Source organism: Gemmatimonadota bacterium, from assembly GCA_009838845.1.
Classification (GTDB): Bacteria; Latescibacterota; UBA2968; order UBA2968; family UBA2968; genus VXRD01.
In genome coordinates this window covers 1-21,854 of the sequence record VXRD01000136.1, presented here as the reverse complement: position 1 = coordinate 21,854, position 21,854 = coordinate 1, and the positions used below count along the sequence as shown (strand labels likewise).

Annotated in this window: 18 protein-coding genes and 1 pseudogene (1 of these 19 running past the window's edge); 1 reads left to right on the top strand and 18 read right to left on the bottom strand. The window is 50.9% G+C overall.

Annotated features, from left to right (window positions below; translation table 11 throughout):
* The 14 genes and pseudogenes from F4Y39_18950 to F4Y39_18885 form a co-directional block, all read right to left on the bottom strand.
* A pseudogene (locus tag F4Y39_18950) lies at window positions 1–80 on the bottom strand (class I SAM-dependent methyltransferase); it reaches 607 nt to the left of the window's first position.
* A complete protein-coding gene (locus F4Y39_18945) occupies window positions 58–837 on the bottom strand; it encodes a hypothetical protein (protein ID MYC15808.1) in 780 nt (259 codons plus the stop codon). The pseudogene F4Y39_18950 and the gene F4Y39_18945 overlap by 23 nt, the downstream one beginning before the upstream one ends.
* Before the next feature lie 56 nt (window positions 838–893).
* A complete protein-coding gene (locus F4Y39_18940) occupies window positions 894–1,631 on the bottom strand; it encodes a class I SAM-dependent methyltransferase (GenBank protein ID MYC15807.1) in 738 nt (245 codons plus the stop codon).
* 24 nt (window positions 1,632–1,655) lie between these two features.
* Window positions 1,656–2,807: a fatty acid desaturase gene (locus tag F4Y39_18935; protein MYC15806.1), complete on the bottom strand. Its 1,152-nt coding sequence runs from the start codon at window positions 2,805–2,807 to the stop codon at window positions 1,656–1,658.
* Window positions 2,808–2,822: 15 nt separating this feature from the next.
* Complete coding sequence (locus F4Y39_18930) at window positions 2,823–4,160, bottom strand: FAD-dependent oxidoreductase (GenBank protein ID MYC15805.1); 1,338 nt, start codon at window positions 4,158–4,160, stop codon at window positions 2,823–2,825.
* A 38-nt stretch (window positions 4,161–4,198) separates the two neighbouring features.
* Window positions 4,199–6,340: a hypothetical protein gene (locus tag F4Y39_18925; GenBank protein MYC15804.1), complete on the bottom strand. Its 2,142-nt coding sequence runs from the start codon at window positions 6,338–6,340 to the stop codon at window positions 4,199–4,201.
* Between the two features lie 108 nt (window positions 6,341–6,448).
* The gene (locus F4Y39_18920) at window positions 6,449–7,039 is read right to left on the bottom strand and encodes a hypothetical protein (protein MYC15803.1); all 591 of its coding nucleotides are present in this window, start codon (window positions 7,037–7,039) and stop codon (window positions 6,449–6,451) included.
* Between the two features lie 75 nt (window positions 7,040–7,114).
* Window positions 7,115–9,046 carry a S9 family peptidase gene (locus F4Y39_18915; GenBank protein ID MYC15802.1) on the bottom strand — a complete coding sequence of 644 codons (1,932 nt, stop codon included), beginning with the start codon at window positions 9,044–9,046 and terminating at the stop codon, window positions 7,115–7,117.
* Window positions 9,047–9,048: 2 nt separating this feature from the next.
* Window positions 9,049–10,194 carry an amidohydrolase/deacetylase family metallohydrolase gene (locus F4Y39_18910; GenBank protein MYC15801.1) on the bottom strand — a complete coding sequence of 382 codons (1,146 nt, stop codon included), beginning with the start codon at window positions 10,192–10,194 and terminating at the stop codon, window positions 9,049–9,051.
* Between the two features lie 29 nt (window positions 10,195–10,223).
* Window positions 10,224–11,006 carry a phytanoyl-CoA dioxygenase family protein gene (locus F4Y39_18905; protein ID MYC15800.1) on the bottom strand — a complete coding sequence of 261 codons (783 nt, stop codon included), beginning with the start codon at window positions 11,004–11,006 and terminating at the stop codon, window positions 10,224–10,226.
* Between the two features lie 12 nt (window positions 11,007–11,018).
* Complete coding sequence (locus F4Y39_18900) at window positions 11,019–11,981, bottom strand: hypothetical protein (GenBank protein MYC15799.1); 963 nt, start codon at window positions 11,979–11,981, stop codon at window positions 11,019–11,021.
* An 83-nt stretch (window positions 11,982–12,064) separates the two neighbouring features.
* Window positions 12,065–13,528 carry a hypothetical protein gene (locus F4Y39_18895; protein ID MYC15798.1) on the bottom strand — a complete coding sequence of 488 codons (1,464 nt, stop codon included), beginning with the start codon at window positions 13,526–13,528 and terminating at the stop codon, window positions 12,065–12,067.
* A gap of 80 nt (window positions 13,529–13,608) precedes the next feature.
* On the bottom strand, window positions 13,609–14,316 hold the full coding sequence (locus tag F4Y39_18890; protein MYC15797.1) for an ankyrin repeat domain-containing protein: 708 nt from the start codon (window positions 14,314–14,316) through the stop codon (window positions 13,609–13,611).
* 17 nt (window positions 14,317–14,333) lie between these two features.
* Complete coding sequence (locus F4Y39_18885; GenBank protein ID MYC15796.1) at window positions 14,334–14,939, bottom strand: class I SAM-dependent methyltransferase; 606 nt, start codon at window positions 14,937–14,939, stop codon at window positions 14,334–14,336.
* Between the two features lie 123 nt (window positions 14,940–15,062).
* Here F4Y39_18885 and F4Y39_18880 point away from each other — a divergent pair, with 123 nt between their 5' ends.
* A complete protein-coding gene (locus tag F4Y39_18880) occupies window positions 15,063–16,427 on the top strand; it encodes a glutamine synthetase (protein MYC15795.1) in 1,365 nt (454 codons plus the stop codon).
* On the opposite strand, the gene F4Y39_18875 is transcribed toward F4Y39_18880, so the two are convergent.
* From F4Y39_18875 to F4Y39_18860, 4 genes are read right to left on the bottom strand one after another with little or no spacing between them, the layout of a single operon-like run.
* On the bottom strand, window positions 16,420–17,922 hold the full coding sequence (locus tag F4Y39_18875) for a GMC family oxidoreductase (GenBank protein MYC15794.1): 1,503 nt from the start codon (window positions 17,920–17,922) through the stop codon (window positions 16,420–16,422). The genes F4Y39_18880 and F4Y39_18875 overlap by 8 nt on opposite strands.
* A complete protein-coding gene (locus F4Y39_18870) occupies window positions 17,922–18,713 on the bottom strand; it encodes a hypothetical protein (GenBank protein ID MYC15793.1) in 792 nt (263 codons plus the stop codon). Before F4Y39_18870 ends, F4Y39_18875 begins: the two co-directional genes overlap by 1 nt.
* Before the next feature lie 28 nt (window positions 18,714–18,741).
* Complete coding sequence (locus F4Y39_18865; GenBank protein ID MYC15792.1) at window positions 18,742–21,159, bottom strand: MMPL family transporter; 2,418 nt, start codon at window positions 21,157–21,159, stop codon at window positions 18,742–18,744.
* 14 nt (window positions 21,160–21,173) lie between these two features.
* Window positions 21,174–21,824: an ABC transporter substrate-binding protein gene (locus F4Y39_18860; GenBank protein ID MYC15791.1), complete on the bottom strand. Its 651-nt coding sequence runs from the start codon at window positions 21,822–21,824 to the stop codon at window positions 21,174–21,176.
* Window positions 21,825–21,854: the final 30 nt, after the last annotated feature.

Sequence of the window (21,854 nt, the reverse complement as noted above, 5' to 3'; positions counted from 1 at the left end):
TCATAAGCCTCAGCACGGGTTGAGAATTGAACACTTTGAGATTTTTGGTTCTTTTGATTATTCATCATTTCGGCCATCATACTTCCTTATTTTTAATTTTTTTAAATTTGATATGTACCCTTCTGCTTGATCACAAAACGCGAGATACTCTTCAGTTGAAATTGCTTCGGATTTGCGGATCTCTAACGCTCTATGAGCAAAATGATCTTTTCGATCTTTTAGATGATCAATAAGCCCTTCGTATGATGGAGTGAATTTAAATCCATACGCTACTTCTGCCTCTACGAATGCCAGATGCAGCACCTGTTTGGCAAACGCTTGTGGGGAGAGCCTGAGCTTTCCATTCTTGCGACGGATGCTTTTAATACTGCGCTTAATGCCAATGAAATGGATGCCTGCTTCCTCTTTTGGAGGATAGGGCTTGATGGGAAAAGTAGTAAAATTGAATTTTATGCCCCATAAATGCATATAGAATGGTAATCGTTTTATCATTATGCGGATTGGAATCCAAGATGTTGCATTGCCCTTTTGAATGCCTCCTTTGAGTTCGGAAATGGTGATCCCTCTAAAGCAAGATTTGATACCAACTTCAGGTTCAACAGACTCATCGAAATAGCTATTGAGATGGTCTTCTTCACAAAAATCAAACGTCTTCGCTACTATTCCAAGCAGATCTATATCGCTGGAAGATAGTCGGTCAGAAGTCAAAAAAGTGCCCCCGAGATAAAGGGCAAGCAATCCTCTATCGTGTAGCTTTGAAACAGTTTCTTCTGATACTCGATCGATAATAGCATGATGAAGATCATCTCTTTTGGAATTTGTTGACACTTGGGACATTTCTTCTCAATGCAAGCAAAATTTAGTATGAATCTGACTGACGTAATCACCCAAAGTTACTTTGAAAACAGCAGACAGGCATCCACTCTGCTTACGAAACCTTGCGGCTGACGACTACACAAAATTTGCTGTGCTTTCATCTTAAATTCATCCGGGAGTTCATCCCAACTTTTCTTATTGAGAAAACCTATTAGATCTTTAGCTTCTCCAGTGAGACTCCCCTCACAAAAGAAATCCTTGATTGGTATTGGTAGAGTGTGTGTAAAGCACTCATGCTCAAATCCCTCTGAGGAGGCCCACTCTGAGAAATTCTCTCCCGCAATCAGATCTTGGGTATATTGACTCAGTTCTTTCCGTAGCTCATCATCCCTGGATGAGACGGATATAAATAACTTCCCACCAGGTCTCACCAGGTCTAACGCCTTCTGAAGCATGATGCGATCATTTCCTATCCGATACCAGGAATGAATAGAGATAACAAGATCATACTGATATTGAGATTCAAATGTTTGGAGAGTATCATAATGCCGTTCTATGATAAGGTGTTCGACATCATTCGCTTCAGCCTGGGCGTTAAAGATCCGGCTCGCGAATTCGGATAAATCTATATAGCCCAACTTGATTCCTAATTCTTTGGCTAATTGGATCTCCAATTTTCCTTCGCCACTTCCTATTGAGAGCAGTGAAGACACGCCTCCCAATAATCCGTGGTCTTTGAATATCTGATAGAAAATCGCATCATTACGGATGAATTTTTCATATATCCTGTAATATATGGGCCAGAGTGACGACATAGTTCTCCTATACTCGAACCATTTTTATCTCAACCCCCTGGGAGCCAACTCCCCGATAGAACTCTCCAACCCATCCTCCGTATCCTCCTGAACCCGTTTCACAGACTCTGGCAGCGGTGTGTCGAATTGGTAGCCCGGATCAATCTCCTGCTTCTGCCAGGTCTCATACATCTCTCGCCACGCGCCCAAAAGCGTGCGCGGCTCTGGCATATCATCGGCGACCTCCCGGTATAACTTCTTGAGGTTATAGCACGGGACACCGGCATACATGTGATGCTCCAGATGCCAGTTCATCCGCCAATAGAGAAACTCTGCGAGTGGATTGAGCGTCATCGAACGCACGCATTTGCGAAAATCGGGGTCATTGTCGCGCAGACCGCAGTGCTGTGGCAAACCGACGAAATAGACCCCCCAATTCCCAATAAACGGAAAAAAGGTGACGAGAAGCGGCAGCACCCATAAACCCGTAGCAATAGAAACAGCCACCACCGATCCGTGAAAGAGAAGCAGCAGACGCGACCACCACACCGACTTGCGTTTCTCATCCGGCTGGTCCGCGTGCAAAGCCTGCAACCATTCGCGACTTGGACTCTCCGTGGAACCGATGATACCAAGCGCCGACTTAATCGTCACAAAAATCGTCGAAATCACCCCACCCTTGCCAAAGGTGCGTCCCGGTTGCGTAAAAATATTCATCGTAAACATCTGCAACAAAAAAGTCGGATCAACCGACGGCTTGAGCGGCAGCAATACCTCTCGGTCCCCCTCCGGATGCAGCGTATAGCGGTGGTGATAGGTATGGCTGGTGGCATAGTCGAACGGGTCCCACCAGCTCAAAAGACTAAACAAATACTTGAAAACCTTATTTAGCCACTTTGTGCGAAACACAGTACCGTGACCAAGCTCATGCGGAGCTACGCCCGAAAAAAAACTCCCGACTGTCCCGTGGGCGAAAAGCGCCACTGCAAATCCGATCCAGTTCTGTTGCGACCAGAAGAAATAGGTCAAAGCACCCGTACCCAAAAATAATGCGAAGTGCCCCCCAGCCTGAAACCATCCCTGCAAATCGCTCCGTTTTGAAAGCGCGCGAAGTTTGGCGTGGTCAATAGGACATCTATACCACTCGACCCGAAGATCTTTTCGCACGTCAGCAAGTGGTTGATAATTCGCGTCCATATCTTTCTCTTCAAATCAACGACTACAAACAGCACCATTGATAGTATCAAGAGCCGCTTTCACCTCACACCACGGAACCTCATGGGGCAACGTATCCGACAGAGTGGCTCTGGCCGCACAAACACCAGCAGCTTGTCCCATTGCCACGGCATTTCCAGTCACCCGATAGCTCGAATGCGCTATAAAATCACCACTGATGCAACGCCCTGCCATCAGCAAGCCATCGACATCCCGTGCAATCAGCGCCCTGAGAGGGATATCATAGGGCTGTGACCGATGCGGCTTCGCCTCCACAATCTTTGTTTTTTTCGGATCAGTCGAATGCACGTCAATCCCCATCGTAACCCGACAGACCGCATCCTCAAACCGCGCACCCCGCAGAAGGTCCTCTCCGGTCACCTCGTACCGTCCGTGAATCCGCCGTCCCTCCCGAACACCAATCTGCGCGCCCGTTGCCACCACGCGCATATCCGACCAGACACCGCCGTGCGCCCGCAAAGCAGCCACCTGTGTATGAATCTCTCGACGCGCGCGAATCATCGCCTCTGTAATCGCATTGGCATCATCGCATTGCACGCCGTACTGATGATTCGCCATCAACGCGAACAAATTGTCCCTGATCCGAAACAACGTCGGATGACCATACGAAGGCGAAACACCGATCTCCTCCATCAGCGCGCTCAACCTCTGCTTTGGCTCTACCATAGACCCGCCCACATAGGGTTCGATCTGATCGAACTGCAACCCCGTAATCAACGCCATCAGGCTCATCGGCTGAACATCCCCGGTCTCCGGATGACCGACATCGAACCCGCATCCGCAAAGCGCCCCCAGATCACCGTCGCCAGTCGCATCGACAAAAGCCTTCGCATGCCATGCTTCTCGTCCACTTTTGGACTCCGTAATCACGACCGAAAGCCTGTTCTCGCTATCCCGTGCTGCACCAACCACGCGCGTCAACAGCCGAATCTCAACACCTGCCTCGACACACATCTCGTCGAGAAGCAACTTCATCTCTTCGACATCATACGCGTAATTCTTTCCACCTTGGGCGCGAAGCCTGCGCGCATCCCGCGCGTCGAGCCGAGATGTAATCTCCGCCATAATGCCGGGCTTATCCGCCGAATCGATAATCCAACTCAACGCACCTGTCGTCCACACACCCCCCAGGCTACCGTGCAACTCGATCAACCGCGTCCTGGCACCCTGTCGCGCACACGCAATCGCGGCAGCAATACCAGCCGGACCCCCACCACAAACGACCACATCCACATCTTCCACAATCGGAATATCTCTTTTTTGTTCTCTATGAGTCACCTGCAACCTCTTAATTTTTAAAACTTCGATGGGTATTTTTCAGATACGGAGGATATGCGATCTATAAACACGGTCTATAGATGCTCCTTTAACCACGCAAGCATCTCATCGACATAAAGTGCTGGAGGTACCGTATGCGTCGTGTTATACCAGATGACCTTTGTAGGACCCTTTAGTAAATCCAACAACCTCAACGTGCCCTGCACCGCCCAAGGGTTATCATAGTATCCACTGAATAAAATGACCGGGATTTTACCGATTCGCGCCACATAGTGGAGGGTATCATTAATCCGAACCGTGGTATTCCATCTGTCGTGCCCCAATCCGGGTCCCCGCATCACAAACGCCTTAATCCGCGGCTCAAGAGCCGCAAGGTGGGACCCATGGAATGTCCCCATGCTGCCACCGTATATCCCAATCCGGGTCGTATCAATTTCAGATCGAGTAGCCAGATAGTCCAAAGCCCGCCTGTAATCGACCACTGTTTGAATGGTTGCGTCTCGTCGTCGATAGATCTGACCGGGAAAGTCGGCACCGAATTTTCCGTTCACCTGACGTTCGTTGTAATATTTGGCATCAAGTGCCAAAACTGCGTATCCAATATCCGTCAGCCGTCGTCGCAAGAGTTCAAAATCAGCCCGATCTTTGCCCGTGTACGACCCTGCATGAAGCGTCACCACACACGGATAAGGGCCATTGTTGTTCCCAGGTAAGGCCAGATAGCCGGGTACGCGCTCATCATGCGTACTGGTAAACACAATCTTTTCGCGTACATATCCCGCGATCTGACGTCGCCCTGTAATCTCCGCATCAAAAGGGATCTCCTTGTCATATTCGAAGACCTGCTTCATCACCTCAAACACATCGTCTTCTGCGGGCAGTCGGGAAAATGTCTCTGTAGCACGTAAATTTCTCGGAGCCTCCGTTACCGCACTCATTTTCACACGCACGCTCTCAATTGTATCTCCCATCGCCACCGGACTGACCAGATCGTACACGCCTGGATTCAGACCAGTGATCTCATATCGTCCCTGATAGTCTGTGTATGTCCGCGCTCGAACCTCTCTTCCCTGAAGTGCAAGAACGCCAGCCAGGGGTACAGGTGTAGTCGCATTTTGCAATATCACCCGTCCCGCTATAGTGCCTCCTTGCTCACTTAGCTCGAGTTGAAAATCCTGAATGGCCCTTTCCCCAATCTTCACATATCGAGGTACAGACCTCCAATCTCCGCTCCATGCCTCAAGTGTATAGTCACCCGGCAAGACCAATAGATCGAACCGTCCCTCTGCATCACACAGAGCAGATCCCTTCAATTTCTCCTCTTGAAATGCATGCACATAGACAGGTGACTGGGTGCGTCCACTCACCTGTCCCAAAATTTGGACGGGATCAACCGTATCACTGACGAACACGAGATCGCCACCTCCAATGCCAGGCAGAGTTAGGGAACCGGGTGCAAAGGCGTAAGTTCCTTCGGGAAACCCATCGTCATCCTTAGCTGAAAACCCGAATCCATAGGCCAGTCCCCCCTCCACCACAAACGGCACTTCCACGGCGGCTTCGTAATATGTCTCACGCTTTTGTGCATCTCTAACCACTTTATGTGCGACAAATGTTACACCCCTCGGTGGTTGGGCAAATCGGCCCGATGGCCCGACCATTACGCTATCCCCAGTCGATGAAAGTGCATACTGCCAACTCAAAGTCCTCTGCCACAGATCAGGTGCGTGTTCGGGTATAAACGAAAATCTCACATGGTCTTCATCACCAATATACGTTCCGAACCATCGGCATTCGTGAATATCATCTTTTACCCTGGCCGCGAGAAAAATCCGATCCTGATTCCACATCACTGCGAACCAGGCCTGAAAATCGTCTTTACCGCCCGGTTTTCCGAGAATCTCCTGATAGTGCGTCGCCTCACGCCATACATCTGCGGGCCACTCGTCCAGATTGCCGTCCACCTCAATTGTCCGGGTCTCTCTGGCAAAATAAACATCTCCAGTATGAGACCAAACAGATACTGGTCCAAAAATAAACAGACATACAACGAAGATCTTAAATCTTCCCATACTCAATGTCTCCAATTCTTTCTGAGGGTAATAGCCGTGCCATTTAGACAGCAGAAGGCGTTTGGATTGGTTTACGAGGTGGGAATGATACTGGCTTCTGGGATAATCGAGCTTGTCGCTTCTGCATATCTTCATAAATAGCATCAATATCGTGATTGAACTCAGCGGCGTATTCCTTACGAAGCTTTCGCGTTTCTTCCACAATCGGATCTTTCCACATGATTCAACCCTCCATATTCTGCTTGTCGTGTTTCATTGACCAGCTACCTGTTTGCGTTGCAAATCAATCGGTTTATCAAAAGCTCCTTCTGTATCTATGTGCGCGAGCCAGAAAGTTTGCAATACTTCTGTCGAGGCGCTGAGGATAATATCATGCTTGCCACGCTTTTCATGTCGAATTGCATCAGGATTCTTCTCAAGCAGTTCTTGTAACCAGTCCATATTCGGAAAGCTTATCTGTAATGTCGGCTCAATTTGCTCGACAAATGCAAAGGTATGGACGGGCAAGAGATGAAGTTTATAAAAAATGCCACTCGGCCAATCATCAGGCTCTGTAGGAAAAAAATCCAAAAACATCTTTCCCTTGATAGTTAAAAGGCGGGCCTCAAGCAGGCCCTTTTCATCTTCATCGACATAAACGGCACACCTATACCGCTGTTTATCCATTTTCGAAAATTCCCATATCTCTTTTGAGCCTTCTTCCGACCACTGGGCGATAAGGCGCGTATCAAAAATCACATTCTCATCGGTATATAATGGGTGCAGAGACTGAACAATACAGCCAGATAGCAAAAGCGAAATTCCGAACAGGAAACTCATCATTTTAAACTTCGCATGATTCATCTGATTCATTCTCCGTTTAAGAGTTAGCCTGCGTCACGCGATACATCAGTTCTTCTATGACATTGGACTTCCCATTTAGCTACAATACCTCTCCAACCACGACAACATCCTATCGAGATATTCCACGTGCAGCGCGGGATGCCCGCTCCTCCTGAACCCGTGGGACGATTTAGGAAAGCGCACAAACTCCACCGTCTTGCCCTGTCGCTTCAGCGCGACAAAAAACTGCTCGGCCTGCTCGATTGGACAGCGATAGTCCTCCTCCCCGTGCATCAGCAACACCGGCGTCTGCACCTCAGATACATACGTCAACGGCGACCGCTCCACAAGAGCCTCCACATTCTCCAGAACCGAACCCTGCCACTGATTCTCTCCAAACGACACCCCAATATCTGACGTACCGTACATACTGTGCAAATTGATACACGGAGCACCGATCACCGCCGCCTTGAACCGATGGTCGTGACCGACAATCCAGCTACTCATAAAACCGCCATAACTATAGCCGTGAACCCCCAACCGATCTGCATCCACATAGGATCGCTCGCACAGCAGGTCAACCCCTGCCATCAGATCCAAAAAATCTTCTCCTCCCCAATCCCCCAGCACCGCCTTCAGAAAATCTGGACCATAAGACGACGACCCCCTCGGATTCACCGCCAGCACAATATAGCCCGCACCCGCCAGAATCTGATGCGTGACATCGTACGAATCCGAAAACCGGCCATTTGGTCCCCCGTGAATATCCAGCACCAGCGGATATGACCTCGCCTCGTCGAAATCCTGGGGAAACAACACCCGAGCCTGAATCGTTTCGCCCCCCCGCTCGAACACCAACTTCTCCACGCGCGCACTGGGATGAGCCTCTAAAAACCCGGCATTCACAGCCGTCACCGCGCGTTGTCGTTTCGCCCCCACATCCATCACCACCACATCGCACGGACACACAGGCGAAGTCATCACCATAGCCACCCGCGCACCCGTGCGGTCAACCGACAAACCCGTACAAACCCGACTGCCCCCATCCACAACCTCGGTCTGCAAAGAAGGAGCATCGGGATTCACCCGACACAAAAACGACTCACCCGCCCTGTCACCGATAAACAAAATCTCGCCCTTCGGCGTCCAGCACCGCGGTGCAAGAGGTTGCACAACCGTATAAACATCACCCTCTAAATACACCGGCGATTCGTCTTCCTCGAGCACAAACAACCACGACTGCCTTGAATCCCACACATCCGCGTCGTGAGAACCCGCAACCACCAGCCGCTTCCCATCCGGCGACCACGCCACGGACTCTGCGCGGCTCAACCCCTGCGACCAGCACCGCGACCTATCGCCCGCCTTATCCATCACATGGACCTCTGAACCCCGCACAAAATCGCGCTCCTCAACGCAATCCGTCACAAAAGCAATACGACTCCCATCGGGCGACCACGCCGGCACCCCGTGGTCGCCTTCCCCATCTGTAATCTGCGTCGCCTCGCCCGTTACAGCATCCACCAGAAACAACTGCGAAAATGCATCGCCTCGCCAACCACCCTCGTCATCGCGATACCGCACGCGACGGGCGACTTGCGTCCTCGGCACCTTCTCCTCGTCTTCTACCTCGCGATCTGGATCCACGCGAGACACAACGACAAACTCCGAACCATCAGGCGACCACGCCATATCCTTCACGCCATCGGGAAGCGTCGTCACCTCCCTCGCATCTCCACCATCGACTGGCATCACCCAGACCTGCTTTTTATCGTCCTCTCCCGAACGCAAAAAAGCCAGAGACTTCCCATCAGCCGAAAGTCTGGGCGCACTGTCCCCTGGCTCCTGCGTCACATCGACAGCATCTCCCCCCACAAGCGACAGCATCGCGATCTGCGACTCCCGCTTCATCGTCTCCTTGTTGATCTCCTGCCGCACGAAAACCACAGCTGACCCATCTGCCGCGATCTCCACTGCCGATACTTCGATCAAATCGTACGTATGCTCGGGTTTAATTGGCGACGACATATCTATCTCCCACGCGACGTATAAACGCGACCGCCCTTGACAACCGCAACCGGCACCAGATTCTGCCGACCCATCCGAACTTCTCCGCGCGAATCCTCAAGCCGAAACGCCCCTTCTCGCAACTCAAACACCACAGCATCCCCAAACGCTCCTTTCGCCAGCGTCCCCACCTCACCTTTCATCCCAATAACCTCAGCAGGCACAGACGTCACGCGCGAGATCGCCTCATCCATCGACAGCCCCAGGTGCAAAAACTTTGTCACCACAGATGCAAGATCGTAAACAGGACCATCTACATTGTAAATATGCAGATCCGATGAAATCGTAGTCGGCAGAACATCCTGTGACATCGCCGCCTCGACAATCCCCCAGGAAAAAGACCCCGCCCCGTGTCCCACATCGAACACAACGCCCCGCTCAACCGCATCCAGAACCGAATCGCGGATGCGACCTTCGCCATCGAGAATTCCGCACGGAAAGTCGTGAAAACAATGCGTTAAAATATCTCCGCCCTTCATCACACCCAAAATATCGTCAATCGAATCGCACCACGCATCCTGCGGATGCACCATAATGGGCAATCCAGCCGCATCTGCCGCCTCTCTCGCTCTGTGCAAAGGCAGCATCCCGGACCGCTCGCTGACAATACTATTCCGCGTCAGCCGAACCTTCACCCCGAGAACAATATCGCGGTGCTGTTCAATCATGCGGCATGCCTTATCCACATCCGCGTATTCGGGAATCTCGAACTCGCCAATCTCGGCAGTCAGCATACCCTGCGACGAGATATTCATCTGCGCCAGAATCCGCGTCTCGCTCACATCGATCACGTACTTCCGGAACCCCGGAAAAATATCTGCACCAGCAGACCCCGCATCGACCACAGTCGTCGCGCCTCGCGCAAGACATGTAGGATCGGGTTCAATACCGTAATGGCTGACACCTGCAAATACATGGACGTGAATATCGATCAACCCCGGCGTCACCACACAACCCGCAGCATCAATCACCTCGCGGGCATCGCCCGTATCCAGATCTTCCCCAACAGCAGCAACCAGTCCCCCTGCGAACGCCACATCCCGCACGGCACTGAGGCTTTCCGCCGGATCGACCAGCGTCCCGCCCTTGATGAGCAAATCGTATCGCATCGCAACCCCCTTCTCGTAAATTCCTTCACTCACCCGGCGTGTACGCGCGGCATGATCAAGCGGCGTTTACGCGCCAGGGGCAAACCGGCAAAAGCGCAACGGTTATTCCACTGATCTATAGCCGCGGCACTTTTGTATTCGTTAATAATGGCGTGGCGGCCCCGCTGGGTATAGTTATGCCCAGCTCTGTGTACGACCAGCACGTGAATAATCGCCACATCGCCGGGTTGCGCGCTCAGAACAACTGGACGTTCGGGAGCAATCAAATCATCTGCAATCGAGTGACCTCTGTACGTGGGAAACTCGCCCTCACGGTGAGAACCAGGCACCACCTCAGTGGCCCCGGCCTCAAAATCAGTGGGATCGAGATACGTGATTGCCGCGGCCAGATCCGGAATCGTATGCCGCTCGTACGGCCAATCCTGATGCCAGCTCTGCGCGCAGAAAAAACCGGGTGGTTTATTGCGGATCTTCCCATTGTGAAAATCGAGATCAGGCCCCAAAAGATCAACCATAACCGAAACAATGCGCGGCTCGGTGAACTGATCGAACCAGTAGTCATCAGCCAGCGTCTGATCCATCATACCCACCACATTCTCCGGATTAAAAGGATCGGGCTGATACCCCTCGGGCACCTCCATAAAACTGTAGCGCATATTTTGGGGACGACCTTCTGTGCGGACGACCAGATCGTGGAAACGGCCGCGCATCTCCTTCATTTCTCGGGAATCGTAAAAACCCTCCAAAAAGAGAAAGCCATCCTCGTCAAAAGCACGCTTCTGCTCTGGCGTCAAAATCAACAAATCAGACATGACACAATCCTCCTATAACAACACGGGCAATAGATAAGCGATAGCAACACTAACGATCAGACCGAAAGTGATCTTTGCGAAATCGGAAAGCACCAGACGCGACACCTCCCGGCGGCTACGGTGCTTCTCGTTCCCTGCAACGGCGATCTCGCGTCCTGCCAGCAGACCAACGAAAACCCAGGTCGTACTCATCGGGAGCTTGCTAACTTCCTTAAACAGGAACAGCACAATGCCGTAAATCAAATCTACAAACGTCGCCGAACGGATATCAGTAGTATTCGTCTTCGTCAACACCACCTTCTGGATCGCACCGCCATGCGTATAAAAGATAACGGCTTGCATAGCCAGCATGGCGACAATGGATACAATGAACCATTCCACGGGTATGTCTGGGATACGAGTAACCGGGTCGCGCGGCAGGAAAACATAGATATTGGCCAGATCCTGAATCAGCCACTGGCTCCAGAGAAAACCGGTTGAGCACCACTGAGCCACCACCCACCAGGGACTTTTCGGTCCCTCCGTTTGCCTGAAACGGGACTCTAACCCCCGCGTAACCAGCCTGTAAATAAAGATAGCGGCCACGAATGCCGTCGCATATCCAGCCAACGACTTGATCAGCATGCTCGGCAATGCCTTTGGTGCAAACACAGTCAGCGTCAGGAAAGTAGTACTAACCGGAATACCTCCGCGGGTCAGCAAAAGCAGTACAAAAGGCGGGATACAGTAAACCCAGTTAAAATGGTCTGGCACTGTAATCGCCGTAAGCCTCCCATACGAGACATCGCCATCATAGACCACCCACCCATACACGAGGACCACAGTCAGAATGCCGCCGCCAAAGAGCCACAGCACCCACCAGGGACGGTGAGAGTTGGAGCTGAGAAATGTCCCCAGCGTCTGAATTGCGTCGTTGCCGACAATAGAATACGCACCGAGCAAAAAGCCGATGACCATTAAAACTTCCAAACTCATAAATCCCCTCCCTATAAGGTTGTGTTAAATCCATTACCCGAGTCATGGCAGATATTCAACGAATGATTGCGATGATACGCATATCACGCAATCGAAAGATCAAATTTAACACGCGACTGATCGGGTGCAGCGGTAAATGTGACGATCGCCGTAGTACCTGTAATCTCAACGGCTCGCTGTGCGATATCTGTCTCAATCCCAATATCGAGACCATCCAGACGCCACACATCCCCTTCGAACACAGCCACATTGGGCGAAAAAATCTCAAACACAAACTCCCGCGGATGTCCGGCCTCTGTCTGCTGCTCACCTCTAATCTCAGCCTCAATCGACAGACGACCCGCCTCCGCCTTCGCCGCAATCTGTCCAATATGTCGCAACGCGAGCCAACCGGTTTCGCCATCTGACATGCGCCAGTGGATCGTCGCCGGATGATATTGGAAATTGCGGCCAGAATAGCCACCCGAATCCTCTGCGCCGATCATGTAATGCTCATCCAGCCACGCGGTTGCAACGCGCTCCATAGTAATCCGCTTCTCGATACCTCGCGGACCCTCAAATACCGAGAAAGCGGCAGCGATCTCTGACGGCGCATCAACTCCCAGAATCGCAAAACAAGGTCCATAATTGAACTCGACGTTAATCTCCTCTCCACCCGGAAACGGCGTCACCTCACGGCCAAACGCGAGCCAGATATGCAAACTCGTAAGCGCGGTATAATGCTTCATATCCATCCCATAGCTACGCGAAAAAGGCCCGCAGAGATTGCCCAATCCCGCGTGATAATAGCGCGCAATATCCCGCCAGAGTTCTGCCTCCATATACGCACCCAATTCGTGGAGCGCGCTATTCTCCAGATAGCGTCGCCAGAAACCGAGCGCGTAGAGATTCACACCGTAGTACGTCGGTGAATTGTACTCCGCAAAAGCATTATTCTGCGCGAACAGGCGATAGACCTCACCCCCAAACTCCTCGCCGTATAAAACCATCTCATCGTTACCGATCCGCTTCCCAACCCACACGCACATCGCAGCCTTCATCAAAGCGATATTCGAATACGTCGGCGGACAGCGATCCGGTGGCTCGCCCACAACAGCCATCTCCAAAGACCGGATCATGCGATCAATCAATCGCCGGGGCAACCGATCCTCATACTCCTCAAGCACAGTCGCAAACCCAAGCCCGATAAACTGCCGCCAGTTCGGATCATAGGTACGCCACATCACGGCATCACCCTCTGAGGGATGCGGCTCGCCCACATAGCGATAAAAAGTACCGTGGTATGGCGTCCCCGGCTCATCGAACTGATTATCGATAATCGCATCAATCGTGCGACACGCCCGCTCGACATCATCACCTCGATTGCGAAGCAGAAGCCCCACCGCGAACCAGACCGAATTCCGAACCATCAGCACCGCATCATCTTGGCGATGAGACCACAACAACGCGCTACCGGGATCCCAAAACCCCTCTGACCACTCGAGCGACTCGGTTGCAAGATGTCTCGCATAAGGCGACAGATCGGATAAAGAAATTCCTTCAGACATCGCGTGTTCCCATGTTCAAATTTGCGCCCTTCATAATATACGCTCTCACTGCAAATCCCTTACTGAAAATTCCCATTGGGTTATGACGCCGCCGCATGTTGCCGCAACACTTCGGCAATACGCGTGAAGCGCGTATCCTCAGGAAACTGTGCAAGCCATTCCATCAACGTCTTATTATCCTCTGTAAACTCGGCATCGGGATCGGCACCATTTTCCAAAAGCAAAGTAACCGTATCGAGATGCCCGTGCCCGCCAGCACAGTACAACACCGTATGTCCGCGATCATTTGTGACATTGACATCTGCGCCATGCGCGATCAACAGACGCACGACTTCCGTATCGCCATTGCGCGCCGCGTGATGAACAGGCTGATCGCCGCGACCATCTACTGCTGTCGCCAGATGGGGATGCCTGTTGAGCAATGCCTGCACCCGCGCTATATCCGCGAGAAAGACGGCCCCCAGGAACTGCCGCGACAAATCATCAGCCGGACGGACATGGGGATCCAGAGCGCCGTATTGAATAAGCAGCGAAACAATATTTTTATTATTCGGAACCTCACCAGCGTAGTGCAACACATAGCCATCATGAGCGGACAGATCGGCACCCGCCTCAATAAGCAGCCGCACAATATCCTCGTGTCGCCACAATCCCGCATGAAAAATTGGCCGCCATTCGTATTCATCATCCGCGTCAACAACAGCGGGATCGGCTGCGATCATTTCGCGCACAGCGTCAATATCTCCACGTCTGCATGCATCGTGAATTGTCGATGTATCACTCATCATTCACCTTTCATTATTTTTTAAAAGCGACGTGCAATAACAGAATGAAAACAAATACCGTCTCGGGGTTCCAATCTGCGATAGTATTCTAACCTGAATGACTTCTGCAGAACTTTGAGCAGCGTCTCTGTCCTTCTCAAAGAAAAAAACCGCTTTGGTTCGTAAGAATCTCGCTCCAAAATACCCTCAAAATCATCGCCTCCCCACACGCCAACATACATCAACCCGTCCTCCACAAGCCGAGCCGCAATCAAATCGAAAACCTCATCTATATCTGCCTGCGGAATATGCAGCAGACAATTCATAGAATACACCGCATCAAAAGTCTCGCTCAACTGACCGAGATTATAGCAATCCAAAACGCGAGCGGAAACGCCCTTTTCTCTCGTCAGCTTCACCATCGCAGGTACATTGTCAACCGCAACAACCTCGAACCCTTGCTCCTGAAAAAATTTCGCATCGTGACCGGGACCACATCCCACCTCGAGAATAGAACATCGTTGTTCATCTCTCAGGCGCTGCAAAAACTCACTTCTCTCTCTCGCCTTAAACGCATCGGTAGAGCTATGCTCCCTCTCCAGCGCATGTCTTTCATACGAGGCAATCAAGCTGTTGGTGAACTTCATGAAAACCTCCTCAAAATGGATTGGCAGATGGGAACAGCTTGATTTTCAGCCACAGCCTCCTTATTATGCCTCGCAACATCCACAAAACCAAAGACATTTTTTGTAGATAGGGCAAAAAACTTTATGACAACAGATCAAATCAAAACGCGTCTTGAAAGCGACAAAATACAAAAAATTAAACTCGCTGGCTTCGACATCGACGGCGTTATGCGCGGCAAATACATATCGCTCGACAAATTTTTTTCTGCCATGGAAAAGGGCCTGGGCTTCTGCGATGTGACATTCGGCTGGGATATGATCGATCAACTCTACGAACACCCCACCGTCACGGGCTGGCATACCGGATATCCGGACCTCCTCGCCAAAATTGACCTGAGCACCTATCGCGTGATACCCTGGGAGCAGAATACCGCGTTGTTCTTACTCGACTTTTACGAAAACAAAAATCAGCCACTTGCGGTCTCCCCGCGCCAACTGCTCCAAACAATCGTACGCAAAGCGAATGACATGGGATTCCAGCCATACATGTCCGCAGAATACGAATACTTCATCTTCCGAGAAACACCCCAATCCCTGGAAGACAAAGGGTTTGAGAACATGATCCCACTCTCGCCCGGCTGGTTTGGCTACAGTATATTGCGAGCATCTGCGGCTTCAGAATTTGTCCACGCAATAATCGATGGAATGGGAGCGTATGGCGTTGAACTGGAAGGGATACACACCGAAACCGGACCCGGCGTATATGAAACCGCGATTCGTTACGACACGGCCTGCAATGCCGCAGACAAAGCCGCCCTATTCAAAACAGGCGTAAAAGAAATTCTATCCAGACACGGCCTCGTCGCAACCTTTATGGCGAGATGGAGTCCAGACTACCCCGGTTGCAGCGGGCACCTGCACCAGAGCTTGTGGAATTTAGAGGGAGACACAAATCTATTTGCCGATGAATCAGATCCATCGGGTATGTCTCAAATAATGAAACACTATATCGCGGGACAAATCGCTACAATGCCCCAAATGATGGCATTGATATGCCCGACCATAAACGCCTACAAGCGGACAGTCCCCGGAGCCTGGGCGCCGACCAACACCTCCTGGGGAATAGAAAATCGAACCACATCTCTCCGCGCGATTCCGGGTACATCCCCTGAATCCACTCGCACCGAATATCGACTGGCAGGCGCTGACGCCAATCCCCATATCTCGATGGCGGCCAGCCTTGCCGCCGGGCTATACGGCATAGAACATCAACTCGACCCCGACGAGCCATTCAACGGCAATGCCTACGAAGCTCCCGAAGGGCGATTTGCACCATTGCCAAAATCACTTGAAGAAGCAACAGACCGGTTAAAAAATAGCGAAATTACCCGCGCTTGCCTCGGCGACGCATTTGTGGATCACTTCGCAATCACACGCGAACACGAAATTGCGGAATATCGCCGCGCCATAACGGATTGGGAACTCAAGCGATACTTTGAGATCATCTGAACGCCTCCACAATATAATTCCCCACCCGCAGGGCATTTGCCGCAATCGTCAAACTCGGATTGACGCCGCCAGATGTGGGAAACACGCTCCCATCCGTCACAAACAAATTGTCAATCCCTCTGAACTGGCAGTTCTCATCCAATACACTCGTCTCTTCATCATCGCCCATACGCACCGACCCCACGCCGTGGGAAAAAGTGTCGATGCGATACGTATGAAAAAAAAGCGCGCCTGACGCACGCAAAATCCCCCTGGCCTTCTCCACCAGATAATCGCGGCGGTCGCAATCACGCGCTGTGTACTGATGTATGACCTGTGCGCGGCTAATTCCATAAACATCCTTCTCATCTGCCAGCGCAACGCGATTCTCAAACTGCGGCTCATCCTCTGCAACACACAACAGATTCTGCAAAAAGCCAGCAGCTATTGCCGTCAGATTTTTAAGTCCAAAAGGCGCGTGGTGCTTCAGTGCTATAGGCGACGGCGTGTAAATATCCTGAATCACCCCAACGGCGCGACCGTCCTGCCCTCGAAAATCCCCGTAAAAATCAGAAAAACACACCTGCTTGTGAAACACCTGTTCGGGATTCGTGCGAAACGGAAACACCCCTGCCACAACAGCATTGCAATGCCGCATCAGAAAACGCCCAATCAAATCGCCCTGCGGAAGCGAATGCAACTCTGACCGCAACAAGATAGCCGGACTTTGCAGCGCCCCTGCAGCGACAACAGCAACAGACGCGGGCACTTCAAACGCCTTTTTTGTACGCCGATCCACACACGCCACAGCGCACACGCGCCCCCGTTTGCAAATAACACGCGCAACCTGCACGCCCGTCAAAATATCAGCCCCTGCATCTTGTGCCAACTTGAGCAAAGTCATCGTCAGATCATTTTTAGCCTCAATTTGACACGGAAACCCATCGCAGGTCAAACATCGAATACACACGGTTCGCGCTCGATCCGAAAAATTGATCGCCAATGGCATGCGAAAAGGCCGATACCCCAGCGCGCGTCCAGCATCCCAAATGCGTTGTGCAGGACGGGACAGTTCAATAGGCGGATACAAATAGTCGCCCGTCCGCGGCGGTTCGCACGGATCAACACCCACTTCTCCATGCACTTCCAACAAGCGCTCGACACAATCGTAATGCGGAGCCAGATCCCCATACAAAATCGGCCACGCGACCAGATCTTCTTCGCGCAGCCTCAGCGATGCCCCACCGTAAAACACGGACATCCCACCAACCACCTCATTCTCGACCACATCTGAAAAATCGCGGTCCTCATATTGCCTGACGCGAAGCGGCGATGGACCTTGATAGCGTTTCTCAACCAGCACAGAACGGGGATCCCAATCCTCAGCATCGCGCCTTGCCCAATCGCCCCGTTCCAACAGCAAAACCTTCATACCCGCCGCAGCCAGCACATAAGCGCAGGCACTACCTCCAAATCCCGTACCGATAATAACGGCGTCGTAATCGTTAAAATTCATTAAACCTCAAACACATACAGAACAATTAACCCAACAATAATAACCAGTGCCCCGTAGTGGAATTTTTCTCTGGAATCAATACACCGCTGAATCCGCGGCAAATCGGGGCGAAATTTGCCCGACATCGTGCGCTGAATATAAGTCTTGTAATACTCCACAACAAAACGCTCCAACCCACCATTCATATACACCAGAAATCCCAACGATATGGGATACATGGGATCATTGAGAAAATAGAACAGCGGCGAACAAACCGCCAGCACCAGGCCCGACCGCTGAAACTTCAAAATTTTAAACCCCTCAAACGGCGCGTCTTTATACGCCCCGCCAAGCGACACCAGCAGACCCGTGACATAAGCAGTCAGGAGAAAGACCCAGAAACTCGTCACAGGCGCGGGAATCAACAACACGGCAAAAACGCCCAGCACCAGTACCGTTCCCACAGCATAACGCAACAAATCACTCGCGACATACCGACCAAAAAACGTAATGCGCGAAGGCACAAAATACTTATCCTGATCTTCCGTGCGGAAAAACCCCTTGTAAAGCTCGGCCAAAAACCGTTCCAACCCCATAATCAGAAAAAAAATCTGAACCCATCCCAACGCGGAAAAACTCGCCTTAAAAATCGGGACAAAATACAACACCGCAAAAATCACAACATGAAAATAAATACTCCGCGGAAAAGTTCTGGGCTTAAAATCCTCATAGGGCGAGTCCTTGAACGCCCCCCACAAAGACGTATAAAGTCCAGATACAATACTCACACCCAGGCCAATATAGAAATCCATAGCGATCATTCCGATTCGAGTGACTTCTTTACTTTACCTTTTTCTCGCCGCGCCCCCCTTCGAGCACTTCCAAAATAGCGGGCAGCACCAGCACGGCAGCCACAAAACAGGTCAACAAACCAATCAACGCCAGACGCCCAATCGAATTGAGACCGGGATGCGTCGCCATCATCAATCCAAAAAAGCCCACCATCGTCGTCAGCATAGAAATGAACATCGCCCCACCTGTGCTCCTGATCACCACCGGCATAGACCCGGGGCCCTCCTGCCTATATCGGTGATAGAGATGCACGCCATTGTCAATCCCCATGCCAATGATAGTGGGCAGCGCGACCATATTGTAGAAATTGAGCTTCAAATCCTGTAAATACAGCGAACCACACATCCACACAGTGCCACAGGCAAGGGGAAAAATCACCAGCAAAGCAGAGCGCAAACTGCGAAAATCAGTCAGCAAAATGAGAAACACGACAATCACCGTCAGCGAGATCGCACGCGGACTATCGCGCAGCATCAGGCGCAACATATCGGCAAAAATAATATTGGAACTCGACGAATAAAACACCTTGCCCGACGCAGTCTGAATCTCGTGTGAATCTTCTGCAAATGCAATGGCATTTTTTCCATCGCGCAACTGCACACTCGGCAAAATTTGTGCGAAATACGCCTGACTGCCATCAATAGTCTCAAATTTTCTCAATAAATTTTCGGGCAAATCCTCAACAGAAAGCCTTTTGACATCCAACAAATCGCGCAGAGAATCGAGTTTTGCCTTTTGTGTGCCCTTGATCAACTTCGCGCCCTCGCCATCGGCCAGCACGCGAATTTCTCCAATAAGTTCCAACTTCTCGTCCTGACCGCGCAACTCTGTCCAGAGCGTTTTGACCTTGTCAATCGTCGGCGTTGGATCATCTTCGGCTATCTTCTTTTCCAATGCATCCACAATCTCATCGAGTTCCGTTTTGCTATCCGCCAGCACAATGCCATAAGACTGCGATTCACTGCCGTATTTCGGAATCGTCGTCATCTTCTGTTTCACCTTCACAGATGCGGGTAAGTTGGAACGCAAATTGGTAAAATCGTATTCAAAATCGATATCCCGCAAATGAATGCCCAGATATATCGTGAGGAGCAATGCGCCGGCAATCACCAACTTCGGATATGGGAAATGCCCCCGGCTGCCGCCCCAATTGTGTCCCCACACGTGCCGCATGCGAATCCACATGAACCTTTGATCCGCCAGCACCAACACAGCGGGCAATACAGTCGTCATAGAGACCAGCGACATGACAATGCCCGTGCCCACAATAAAACCAAACTCGGAAAAGCCCCTGAAATCTGTCAACGTCAGAGAAAAGAACGCAATAGATGTGGTAATCGCCGCCGTCAAAATAGCCTGTCCAGTCTGACTCAACATCGTCTCTATCGACTTCTGCACATTCGTATTATCCATGCGAACTTCGAGATATCGCGCAAACATGTGAATGCCAAAATCGATCCCCAGACCAAATAAAATCACAAATAAAAAAGCCGTCATGGTATTCAAATTGCCAATAACCCAATAAGTAATGGCAAATGCCCAGATCAGGCCCATCGCCAGCGGAATAGCCACAAAAAAAGCCGCCAATGGCTGGCGGAAATAAAACGTCAAAAGCGCGACAATACCCATGACACCAAATATCAATGTCGAGCGGACATCGCTTAAAATGGTATCGTATTCGTCAATTTTGTTCTTAAACGGTCCTCCGTATTCAATCAACATCTGCGGGTGATAGGCGCGCGGATTCACCTTCTTGACCGCCTGCTGGATCACCCGCTGCATATCCTTGGCAAAACCGATATTACTCACCGTACCCGCTGCCATTGCCTCCAATGCCAGAATAGTGCGGTCGGAATTGGTATAATACGTCTCATCTCCATTATCTGCCGTGCGATACTTAGACTCAATATCCGAAAAATCGAGCACGGCTTCTTCATCATCAAGAGAAATATACAACGGCGACAGCTTCAACTTTTCCTGGATGATATAATCATCTATACGCGTGAGAACCTCATCCAAATCGTCCGTTTCCATAAACAACAGCGCGTTTTTGCGATAAAATTCCGCATCTCGCTTGTAATCGACAAAATTGATGTACGTCTCGTATTTCTCGTCCTGTAATTCACGTGCCAGATCCTCGGCAAAACGCCTGTTTGCCTCAAAATCGGGACTCTGTACCAAAACCACCAAACTGCCCACACCGCCCACGCGCTGTTTGATCTCATTGAGCGTCTTCACACTCTGATAATTTTCCGGGATCAGGGCAACGAGATCCGTCTCGAGCTTCCGTCCAAGCCTGTACACAAAAATACTGCAAAAAGCCGTCAACAAAATCGACACCACAAGAATACCTCTGTAGTGCCGATAAGTCCACCCCGCTAAAAAACGAAGCCCCACTTCAACCAATGAGTGCCACCTTTCTAATCCGACGTATCTTCACTCAGTTTTTCTTTTAACTTATCCATCAAGCCTTCAAAAGAAGACCTGCGAATCTCCCGGCGAAACTGCGACCGGTTGCTGCGCGCAACACTCAACTCATCGATCACCATATCGAAAATCAACCACTTGTCATCAACGAGATGCAATTTATAGTCAATCGTACTCGACTCGCGCCTGTAATACACCACCGTCTTGACAACAGCCTGTGTGCTATCAACCTCAACACCCGTATAATCGATCTTTTCCGCTTTCGTATATAACGCGGGATCGGCGTAATTTTTCTCGATCAGCTGCCTGTTCACAGCCACAAAATCAGCCCGCTCTTCTTCTGTTCGCGCTGTCCAATCTCGGCCGAGGGACTCCTGGCTAAATGTTTCAAAATCGAACAACTCACCGACAATAGCTTTAAGCGCAGCGCGCTCTTCAGCTGTATCGCCCCCAGTTTCTGAACGCACAATATCCTGAATCGCCCGATCGCGGCTCTTTACCATATCGAGCAACGCATCGCCCTGATCAGACGCGCCTGCCACACCCATCAAAACGAGCATCAAAAACGCAGGCATGAGCAATAAAATCATAACATATGGCCTATTAATATCAATAAATTGTTTGCAGACAGTATTTTCATCCATTTTAATATTATATTATACCAAAGTCAAGAA